Annotated in this window: 11 protein-coding genes; 9 read left to right on the plus strand and 2 right to left on the minus strand. The window is 70.8% G+C overall.

The annotated features are described in order from the left end of the window. A partial coding sequence (locus B8460_RS07960) for an MFS transporter (RefSeq protein ID WP_241771141.1) occupies nucleotides 1-1,031 on the minus strand: 1,031 nt, incomplete at its 3' end. A 98-nt stretch (nucleotides 1,032-1,129) separates the two neighbouring features. On the opposite strand from B8460_RS07960, the gene B8460_RS07965 reads away from it, so the two are divergent. The 4 genes from B8460_RS07965 (at nucleotide 1,130) to B8460_RS07980 (ending at nucleotide 3,991) form a co-directional block, all read left to right on the plus strand. After that, nucleotides 1,130-2,041 (plus strand): LysR substrate-binding domain-containing protein, encoded by a 912-nt coding sequence (locus B8460_RS07965; RefSeq protein ID WP_048861056.1) that lies wholly within the window; start codon nucleotides 1,130-1,132, stop codon nucleotides 2,039-2,041. 166 nt (nucleotides 2,042-2,207) lie between these two features. Then, on the plus strand, nucleotides 2,208-2,570 hold the full coding sequence (locus tag B8460_RS07970) for a hypothetical protein (protein WP_241771142.1): 363 nt from the start codon (nucleotides 2,208-2,210) through the stop codon (nucleotides 2,568-2,570). Nucleotides 2,571-2,595: 25 nt separating this feature from the next. Continuing rightward, nucleotides 2,596-3,324, plus strand: coding sequence for an ArsR/SmtB family transcription factor (locus B8460_RS07975; RefSeq protein WP_048861057.1), 729 nt, complete (start codon nucleotides 2,596-2,598; stop codon nucleotides 3,322-3,324). 397 nt (nucleotides 3,325-3,721) lie between these two features. Beyond that, entirely contained in the window at nucleotides 3,722-3,991 is a 270-nt protein-coding gene (locus B8460_RS07980) for a con-10 family general stress protein (protein WP_048861058.1), read from the plus strand. Between the two features lie 102 nt (nucleotides 3,992-4,093). Here the strand turns inward: B8460_RS07980 and B8460_RS07985 are convergent, their stop codons facing one another. Next, nucleotides 4,094-4,573, minus strand: a complete 480-nt coding sequence (locus B8460_RS07985) for an HPP family protein (RefSeq protein ID WP_158322755.1) — start codon at nucleotides 4,571-4,573, stop codon at nucleotides 4,094-4,096. 203 nt (nucleotides 4,574-4,776) lie between these two features. Here B8460_RS07985 and B8460_RS07990 point away from each other — a divergent pair, with 203 nt between their 5' ends. The 5 genes from B8460_RS07990 to B8460_RS08010 form a co-directional block, all read left to right on the plus strand. Then, on the plus strand, nucleotides 4,777-5,673 hold the full coding sequence (locus B8460_RS07990) for a fructose bisphosphate aldolase (RefSeq protein ID WP_048861060.1): 897 nt from the start codon (nucleotides 4,777-4,779) through the stop codon (nucleotides 5,671-5,673). A gap of 116 nt (nucleotides 5,674-5,789) precedes the next feature. Continuing rightward, the gene (locus B8460_RS07995) at nucleotides 5,790-6,914 is read left to right on the plus strand and encodes an acyl-CoA dehydrogenase family protein (RefSeq protein ID WP_052945175.1); all 1,125 of its coding nucleotides are present in this window, start codon (nucleotides 5,790-5,792) and stop codon (nucleotides 6,912-6,914) included. Next, the gene (locus B8460_RS08000; protein ID WP_048861061.1) at nucleotides 6,914-7,636 is read left to right on the plus strand and encodes a PIG-L deacetylase family protein; all 723 of its coding nucleotides are present in this window, start codon (nucleotides 6,914-6,916) and stop codon (nucleotides 7,634-7,636) included. The genes B8460_RS07995 and B8460_RS08000 overlap by 1 nt, the downstream gene beginning before the upstream one ends. 22 nt (nucleotides 7,637-7,658) lie before the next feature. Continuing rightward, entirely contained in the window at nucleotides 7,659-8,225 is a 567-nt protein-coding gene (locus B8460_RS08005; protein ID WP_241771143.1) for a class I SAM-dependent DNA methyltransferase, read from the plus strand. Nucleotides 8,226-8,377: 152 nt separating this feature from the next. Further along, nucleotides 8,378-9,426 (plus strand): glycosyltransferase (locus tag B8460_RS08010; protein WP_048861063.1); only part of this gene is annotated, 1,049 nt, incomplete at its 3' end.

Raw genomic sequence — 9,426 nt, forward strand, 5'->3', positions numbered from 1 at the left:
CCGGTATCGCCCTTCGGCGCGAGGTCGGGGACCGTGCCATACAGGACGGACGACGTCCCGTTGAGCACGATGCCCAGCAGTGGCAGCAGCACCAGGGTGAGACGCAGCGGCGTCAGCACCGTCGCGACCATCAGAAGCGCCGTCGCGGCTTCGGTGAGCGCCACGCTCCAGACCACGCCCAGACGTTCGCCGAGCCAGCCGCACGCGGCCTTGCCGAGCGCGCCGCCGCCGAACAGCAGTGCCAGCCCGAGACCGACCTCGGCGCCGCCGGCCCCCCGCGTGTGCAGCAGGAACGGGAGGAACAGCAGGTAGCCCATGCGGGTCGCCGTATCGAGCGCGCCGATGGCGAACAGCAGCCAGAAGCCGCTTCCGCCGTCGCCGTGGCCGGCGGGCTTCGCGTCGGCGGGTGCGGACACGGGCTGGCGGGGCAGCACGGCCAGCAGGGCGGCGGCCGTCACCAGCCCCACCCCCGCCATCAGACCCACCACCGGGCGCCAGGCGACGACGGGAAGCAGAAGGGCGACGACGACGGGGAAGATCGACTTTCCCAGGTCGCCGGCGAAATTATAGATGCCGAGCGGCCCGCGCGCCGCCCGGCCATAGGCGCGCGTCACCAGCAGCGACGCGCGCGGATGCTGCACGCTCGACCCGATGCCGGCGAGCACCAGCCCCGCGCACAGCCCGGCGAAGCCGAACGGCAGCGACACCACCGCGAACCCCGCCGCCGCGACGACCGTCGCCAGCGCCAGCGCCGTGCGTGGAGGAAGGCGCGACACCGCCCGGTCGCCCGGGACCTGCAGGATGCCCATGGTGCCGTAATACAGCGCCCGGACCACCGCGACGGCGGCGTAGGACAGCCCGAACTGCGTCTGCCAGACCGGCAGCAGGGCATAAAGCTGATCCGTGTATCCGTCGTGCAGCATGTGGGCGAGGCAGGCCCCGGCCAAGTCGCGCCGGGCCGGTGGCGACGCGCCCTCCGACGCGCCCTCCTGCGTGATCGAAGGCATATCCGCCGCAACCGTCGTCCGCATGGCGTCGCTCCCCCTCGACCGGGGACGGTAGGCATGTGAGTTTTTGGCGACCAGACGGCGTCTGGTCACGATACCTGTCGATTTTTCTCACGGGTGCGATGCGACGTCTGCCGCCGCTCAATGCCCTGCGCGTGTTCGAGGTCGCGGCCCGCACCGGCAGCTATGCCGAGGCGGGGGCGGAACTCGGCCTGACCCACGGAGCCGTCAGCCGCCAGATCGCCGCGTTGGAGCGGTGGCTGGGCCAGCGCCTGTTCGTCCGCGCGGGCCGGCGCATGGTGGCCACACCCGCCGCGCGGGCATTCGCGGCGGAGGTCAGCCTCTCGTTCGACCGGATGACCGGTGCGGCCGAGGCGTGCGGCCGGCTGGAGGCCCGGCGCATCCTGCGGGTCAGCGCGCCCACGACGTTCGCCATGCGCTGGCTGATCCCCCGGCTGGAGCGCTTCCATGCGGCGCGGCCGGACGTCGAGGTGGCGGTGGCCACCACCACCACGCTGCATGCCGCCCTGCGCGGCGGCTTCGACGTCGCGATCCGGCGTGGCCCGGCGGACCAGGATGCGTGGCCGCAGCATCGCGCCATCCCGTTCCTGGACGAGGCGGACACGCTGATCATGAGCCCGGCCCTGTTCGCGCGCCGCCCCGTCGCGCGGGCCGGCGACGTCGCGGGGCACGTCCTGCTCGCGACGGAGACCCGGCCGGGCGACTGGACGGACTGGCTTGCGCGTGCCGGCGTGCATCCGGGCGCCGGTGGCCGGCGGCGCATGTTCGACCATTTCTTCGTCACGCTGCAGGCGGTCGCGGACGGCCTCGGCCTCGGCATCGGCCCGGTGCCGGTGCTGCAGGCCGATCTGGCGGCCGGGCGTCTCGTCGCACCGCTGCCCGACATCGCCGTGCCGCGCCGGGGCTACGTCGCGCTCGTGCCGTTCGACGCCGACAAGACACCGTCGCTGACCGCCTTCGTCGAATGGCTCGTCGCCGAGGGCGACGCATCATCCGGGGACGCACGCGCATAGTCTCTTGTTGAGCAGAGGTTCGTTCCCAAAGGCGCTTGCGACCCCCGTATTCGCTGCGTTGAAGCAGGGCGCAGCGCGCACGCGCGGGGTATCGTACAATTCGGTCGTAACCGAAACATCGACGGCGCCGCCGGCCTACGGTGACACTCCGCATGGGAGAGTCACGATGCCAGACACCACCGACTTGCCTGCCGAGTTCCGGCCGGATGCCGACCACATCACGATCACGCCGTCGGTCCTCTACGTCGGCACCCCCGTCGCGCTCATCACGACCCTCAATCCTGACGGCACGACGACCATCTCACCGATGTCCTCGGCCTGGATGCTCTTCGACCGCGTCGTCCTCGGAATGACATCGACGAGCAAGGGCCCGAATGTCGAGGCCATCGCGCGCGGGGCCGGTCGCGCATCGCGACATCGTCATCGCCGGCACCAACCACATAGACGCCGCCAGATGGGGCCCGCTGCTCTATATCTTCCGTCACTATTGCGCAACGGGACGAGATCTCGGGCGGACGTTCAAGGCTGAAGTATAGGGGGCACGACAGGGCGCCATGCCGAGCATTACATCCCTGGCCGAGACGGCCGCCCTCGTCGGCGATCCCGCGCGGGCCAACATGTTGGCCGCGTTGATGGACGGCCGCGCCCTGACGGCCACGGAACTGGCGCGGGCTGCCGGCATCACGCCGCAGACCGCCAGCGGTCACCTCGCGCGGCTGACGACGGCCGGCCTGCTGGCCATGGACCGCCAGGGCAAGCACCGCTATCACCGCCTCGCATCGCCCGCCGTCGCCGGCATGCTCGAAAGCATCATGACCGTTGCAGGTGGTATCAACCGCACGGACCGTCCACGAGACGGAACGGCGGTCGTGACCGGCCCGCGCGACAAGGCGCTGCGGTACGCCCGCACATGCTATGACCATCTGGCCGGACAGGTGGCGGTCGCGATTGCCGATCGCATGAGTGGGTCCGGATTCATCGACTTCTCGGCCGATGGCGGCGTGCTTTCGGATGACGGCGCTACGTTCCTCCGTGACCTCGGGGTAGACCTCGATGGGGCGATGACGCGCGCCGGCCGGCGAGGCGGGCCGATCCTCTGCCGTCCCTGCCTGGACTGGAGCGAGCGTCGGCCGCACATCGCCGGCGCCGTTGGTGCGGCGCTGTGTCGCGCCTGTTTTTCGCAGGGCTGGATACGCCGTGTCGACGGCACGCGCGCCGTCGGCATCACGCCGGCGGGACGCCGGGGGCTGATCCGCGCATTCGGCTACGGTATCATGGGATAGCTCGCGCGCGGCCGCCGGGGCACTCCCCTCGGCAACCACTCCGGAAAGGTCGAGCGTGTCCGCCAGAGCCAGCCGCGGCAGCATGACCGCCCCGTCCAGCAGGCTGGGCGCCAGCTTAGCGGCTTCAAGGGTGACCAGCATCTCCCCGCGCGGCGGCGTCCCGAATCACTGATCTGCCATGCTGTCAAACGCAACCATATGGTTGCGGAGCGCGTCGGTCGAGCGGGCTGTACATGCGATACCGTACGTATCGGGCCACGTTTTATTTGCCGTGCTTAAGTAAATGGCGCTCGTTTCGACAGCGACTGAAACGGGCGCGCAGGGCTGCCGTTTACACCGTGTCGCCGCGGGCATCCGCCACGCGGCGATAGGGACCAACCGTAAAAGGGACGCACACATGGCACAGCACGACAAATCCAATCCCGGCAACTTCGCCGACGATCGGGCGCGTGCATCGGAAGCCGGGAAGAAGGGCGGGCAGCACAGTCACGGCGGCAGCCACGACAATCCCGGCAACTTTGCGCAAAACCCGGAGCGCGCCGCGGAGGCGGGGCGGAAGGGTGGCGAGCACAGCTCCGGCAGCTTTGCACAGGACCACGAGAAGGCCGCGGAAGCGGGCCGCAAGGGCGGCCAGCACAGCCACGGTGGCCACGGCAGCGGCAACTGACCCCAACTGGTGGCGTGCGGGCGTATGCCCGCACGCTGTCCGGACTCGTTTCGGACGCCCGCTTGCACGTCGTCCGGGAACATGCGGTTCCCGGACGTTTCGTCATGTGGGCCGGTCGGCGCCTTTCATGCGCAGAACCAGACGCCGCGCGGCCTCGCCCAGTGAGGTGACAAGCAGGAGACCGACGGCCAGATGCGCCGCGCCCGCGGGATCGTCCGCCTCCGCGCCGATGGCAACGATAAGTGCGGTGGCGCCCCCCGCCGGCGTGAGGGCGCCGGACACCAGCTGGAGCGATGCCGCCAGGACGGCGGTGACGACGATCGCGGCAACGCGCGTCCAGACCAGCGGGTGCGCGCCCATGAAGGGCGGCTGCATGTTGGCACCGGTCAGGAACACGCCCGCGAAGCCCGAGGCCGCGCCGAGCACCTGGCCCATCAGGATCGCATAAGGTCGCGCGCTCGCTTCCTCCGGATGCAGAAGCTGCGTGAAGACCGCGGAGCCGAGGCTGGGGGCCAGGAAAGGCTCCTGCCACCAGACCGCGATGGCCGCGACCACGCCCAGGATCGCCGCGGTCAGCAGCACCTCAACTATTTTGCGGAGCCCCATGCCGGTTTCCTTGCCTGCCGTGGCTCGAACGGCGGGGCGTGGCGGAAAGTTGACTGATCCGTCCCCCGGCCCAACCGCCTGCCGGTGATGGCACGCGGTTGCATCGGGGCGCGGCGGCGTGCGACGACCCCTCTGGTTCCCCGTCCGCCACGGGCGCCGTCCAGGAAAGGAGATTGGTCATGGTCGATACGAGGATGATTGCCCAGGTCGCGGGCAAGCCCGGCTTCATCGCGGCACTCGACCAGAGCGGCGGCTCCACACCCGGGGCGCTCAAGCTCTACGGCATCGCGGAGAGCGACTACGACAGCGAGGCCGAGATGTTTCGCCTGATGCACGCGATGCGCACCAGGATCATCACCGCGCCGTCCTTCAACGGCAGCAAGGTCATCTGCACCATCCTGTTCGAGCAGACCATGGACGGCCTGGTGAACGGCCGACCGGTTCCCTCCTACCTGTGGGAGGAACGTGGCGTGGTGCCGTTCGTGAAGGTGGACAAGGGGCTCGACGCCGAGCGCGATGGCGTCAGCCTGATGAAGCCGATGCCGGACCTCGATGCGCTGCTCGACCGCGCGGTGAAGCTCGGGGTGGCCGGCACCAAGATGCGCTCGACCATACGTCTGGCCGATCCGGCCGGCATCGCCGCGATCGCCCGCCAGCAATTCGAGATCGGCGCACAAATCGCGGCCCATGGCCTGCTGCCGATCCTGGAGCCGGAGGTACTGATCAAAAGCCCCGACAAGGCCGGCGCCGAGCATCTTCTGCGCAACGAACTCATGAAGGGTCTCGACGCCCTTCCCGACGGGCGGCAGGTCATGCTCAAGCTGACCATTCCGGAGCAGCCCGATTTCTATCTGCCCCTCGTCGAGCATCCGCGTGTCGCGCGCGTGGTCGCGCTGTCGGGCGGTTACGGTCGTCACGAGGCCTGCGAAAAGCTCAGCCGCAACCACGGCATGATCGCCAGCTTCTCGCGCGCCCTGCTCGACGATTTGCGGCACGCGATGTCCGACGCCCAGTTCAACGCCGCGCTGGCTGCGGCGACGGACGAGATCTACGCGGCATCCGTGGAGAAGCACTAAAAAAGTTTCAAATCCGACGACGTACGGTCGGCTCGCCGCGACCGTTGCGTGATCACCGACACCGCCCGAGGCGGCAGCGGGCAACCGGGTGCGCGCCGTTGCGTTGACGTGACGCAATGGATGTATGTATCGCCGAGGTCGCCCACGCGGCGGCGCCACCCACCATCGGATCGCTGCTCGAGGCGGTGACCGCCCTGCTTCCCGCGATGCAGACGCGCGCTGCGTTTCACGACATGGCGGCAAGCTTCCCGGAGACCGACGTGGCCGAACTCCGCGCGGCGGGTGCGCTTGCGGCCCCGGTGCCGCGCGTGTTCGGCGGCCTCGGGCTCGGCACCGAGGCGACGGGCGCCCCGGATCTGGCACGGCTGCTGCGGCTGGTGGGTCGCGGCAATCTCGTGGTCGGGCGGGTATACGAGGGACATGTCAACGCGCTGCGGCTCGTCATGCGGCACGGCGCACCGGCACAGGTCCGCGCGGCGGTTGCCGATGCGCTCGCCGGCGAACTCTTCGCGGTGTGGAACACGCAGGCATCGGACGCGCCGCTCGTGCTCGACGGCGATCGCCTGCATGGCGCGAAGGTGCTCGCGACGGCGGCGGGCCACGCCACGCGCGCGCTGGTGACGGCCGATCTGCCGGACGGCGCGCGCCAGATGATCCTGGTTCGGCTTGCGCCCGGCGAGCGCGCGGACCTGTCCGAGTGGACGGCGCGCGGGATGCGCGGGTCCGCGACCGGACGGGTGACGTTCGACGGGATGCGCGCCCCAGCCTCCGCGCTGATCGGCGGCCCGGACGACTACATCCGCCAGCCGGATTTCTCGGGCGGCGCGTGGCGCGTGCTCGCGGTGCTGGCCGGGGGATTGGACGGACTTGTCGAGGCGTTTCGCACCCATCTCGTCGGTCGTCGGCGGGACGGCGATCCGCATCAGCAGGCGCGGGCGGGACGGCTGTTCGCGTTGCAAAATACCGTCCGGCTCTGGGTCACGCAGGCCGCGGACATCGCCGAGGCCGGCGCCGACGACGCGCTGATCGTGGCCTTCACCGACCTCGCCCGTGGCGCGGTGGAGGCGGCGTGCGTGGAGGCGGTGTCGCTGGTGGAGCGCAGCGTCGGCCTGCATGCCTTCATGCGGCCGGAGCCCGTCGAGCGGATCACGCGCGATCTGGAGACGTATCTCCGCCAACCGGCGCCGGACGCCGCGTTGACCGGCGCCGCGCGGTATTTCCTGCGCGCGGCGTTGCCTTGATGCGCGCGGCCGAGGCACTGGCGCGGTTCCGCAACGCGCCGCCGGCTGGCCTCGACGCCATCGTCCGCGGCCCCTTCACCGTGCTGGCGCCGCACCCGGACGACGAGAGCCTCGGCTGCGGCGGCCTGATCGCGCAGGCGGCGGCGGCGGGCATTCCGGCGCATGTCGTCGTGCTGACGGACGGCACCGGGTCACATCCGAACTCCAGACGCTTTCCCGCGCCCGCTCTGGCCGCGCTGCGCGAGGGCGAAGCCCGCGCGGCCGTGCGGGCGCTTGGACTTTCCGCCGACCGCGTGGCGTTCCTGCATGCGCCGGATACGCGGGCGCCGCATGCCGGCCCGGCGTTCGACGCCCTCGTCGATGCGCTCGCGTTGCGGCTGCGCGCGACGGGCAGCCGCACGCTGTTCGCGACGTGGCGGCACGATCCGCACGGTGACCACGCGGCCGCGCACTTGATCGCCGCGGCGGCGGCGCGGCGCGCGGGGGCGCGGCTGATGTCCTATCCGGTATGGGGCTGGACGTTGCCGGACGATACCGAGGTGGATGCGCCTGCCGCCATGCGCCTCGACGTGTCCGGACAGCTCGCGGCCAAGCGCCGGGCGATCGCGGCGCATCGCTCGCAGATGACCGACCTCATCGACGATGATCCGGACGGCTTCCGTCTGCCGGAAGATTTCGTCGCGCTGCATACGGGGACGTGGGAAGTGTTCCTCGATGCGTGAGCGCGGGGCGCATGAACGTGTGGTGCCTGAAAGTCTCGCACCCGCGTATTTCGATCGCGTCTATGCGCGCGACCCGGACCCGTGGCGGTTTCGCGACAGCCCTTATGAGCGGGCAAAATACCGTGCGACCATCGACGCGCTTCCGCGGCCGCGCTTCGCAAACGCCTTCGAGGTCGGCTGCTCGATCGGCGTGCTGAGCGCGCTGCTCGCCGCGCGCTGCGATCGGCTGTTGTCGGTCGATGTCGCCGACGCCGCGCTCGATCAAGCGCGCCGGTCCTGCGCCGGCCTGCCGCAGATACGTTTCGAACGGATGCACATTCCGAACGAGTGGCCGGACGACGTGTTCGACCTGATCGTCCTATCCGAGGTGCTGTACTATCTCAACGACGCCGACGTGCACCGCGCCGCGCGACGGACCTCGGCCAGCCTGCGGCCGGGCGGCGTGGCGCTGCTGGTGCATTGGACCGGGCCGACCGACTACCCGCTGACCGCCGACGTCGCCGCGGAGGCGTTCATCACGGCATCCGCGCTCATCGTCCGAACGTCCAAGCGAACCCCCGAATACCGCATGGATGTTCTGCTGCGTTGACGTTGGCTCCGTCACGACCTGCGCCGGCAAACCCCCGGCGGCCATCACGTATGCACGCGGCGATCCGGCCTCCCGGCGCCGCCGCGCCCTCCCACCGATCCACGCGCTGAAGGTCCGGACGGACAGACATGTTTTATGCGGGCACACCTCCGATGACGGCCGCTCCGGGCGCGGCGCATGGACCCGGAACGCTCGGTCCGGTCGTGGTGGCCGTGCCCGTCAAGGACGAGCAGGACCATCTTGCCGCCTGTCTGGAGGCGCTGGATCACCAGACCGCGGGCAGGGCCGATCACATTCTGCTGCTGTTGAACAACTGTTCCGATGCAACGCCCTCGATCGCGAACCGCATGCGGGCGCGTCTGACCGCGACGCTTCATGTCGTCGAAATCGCGCTGCCGCCGGCGCTCGCGACCGCGGGCCATGCGCGGCGTCTGGCGATGGATGCCGCATGCCGTCTGGCCGGCGGGCAGGGGCTTCTGCTGACCACCGACGCCGATGCGCGCGTCGATCCCGACTGGGTCGGCGCGAACCTCGCCGCAATCAGGGTCGGCGCGGACGCCGTCGCCGGATGGGTTGAGCTTGACGCCCCCGACTGGGCCGCCATTCCGTTGCGCCTGCACGAGGACGATGCGCGCGAATGCGCCTATGACACCGTGTGCGACGAGATCCACGCGCTGCTTGATCCCGATCCCGCCGATCCCTGGCCGCGCCATACCCAGGCCTCCGGCGCCAGCATCGCGGTGACGGCGGCGGCGTACCGCGCCGCCGGCGGGATGCCGGCGCCGCCGGTGGGCGAGGACCGGGCCTTCATCGCGGCGTTGCGGCGCATCGACGCGCGTGTCCGCCACGCCCCGGAATGCCGGGTCGTCGTTTCGGGCCGCATCGAGGGGCGGGCGGCCGGCGGCATGGCGGACACGATCAGGCGCCGGATGACCGCGCCGGATGCGTTCATCGACGACCGCCTCGAACCGGCGATCGCCTGCGCGCGGCGGGCAACGCTGCGTGCCCTCGCCGGGCGCGCCTACCGGACCGGGAGGCTGGCCGCGGGGCTGGAGGCGCGCTTCGGTCTGTCGCGGCCCGTCCTGGCCGACTGCCTCCGCCGCGCGACGTTCGGGGCGGCGTGGGAGGCGATCGAGGCGCAGAGCCCGCAACTCGTCCGGCGCCGCGTGCCGGTGCGGGCGCTGGCGGCGCAGCAGGCGAC

This window comes from Acidisphaera rubrifaciens HS-AP3 (genome assembly GCF_000964365.1).
GTDB classification, from domain to species: Bacteria; Pseudomonadota; Alphaproteobacteria; order Acetobacterales; family Acetobacteraceae; genus Acidisphaera; species Acidisphaera rubrifaciens.

Excerpts from the sequence above, each read along its gene's own strand:
- B8460_RS07965 (WP_048861056.1), top strand. The coding sequence starts at position 1,130 with ATGCGACGTCTGCCGCCGCTCAATGCCCTGCGCGTGTTCGAGGTCGCG.
- B8460_RS07970 (WP_241771142.1), top strand. The coding sequence starts at position 2,208 with ATGCCAGACACCACCGACTTGCCTGCCGAGTTCCGGCCGGATGCCGAC.
- B8460_RS07975 (WP_048861057.1), top strand. The coding sequence starts at position 2,596 with ATGCCGAGCATTACATCCCTGGCCGAGACGGCCGCCCTCGTCGGCGAT.
- B8460_RS07980 (WP_048861058.1), top strand. The coding sequence starts at position 3,722 with ATGGCACAGCACGACAAATCCAATCCCGGCAACTTCGCCGACGATCGG.
- B8460_RS07990 (WP_048861060.1), top strand. The coding sequence starts at position 4,777 with ATGGTCGATACGAGGATGATTGCCCAGGTCGCGGGCAAGCCCGGCTTC.
- B8460_RS07995 (WP_052945175.1), top strand. The coding sequence starts at position 5,790 with ATGGATGTATGTATCGCCGAGGTCGCCCACGCGGCGGCGCCACCCACC.
- B8460_RS08000 (WP_048861061.1), top strand. The coding sequence starts at position 6,914 with ATGCGCGCGGCCGAGGCACTGGCGCGGTTCCGCAACGCGCCGCCGGCT.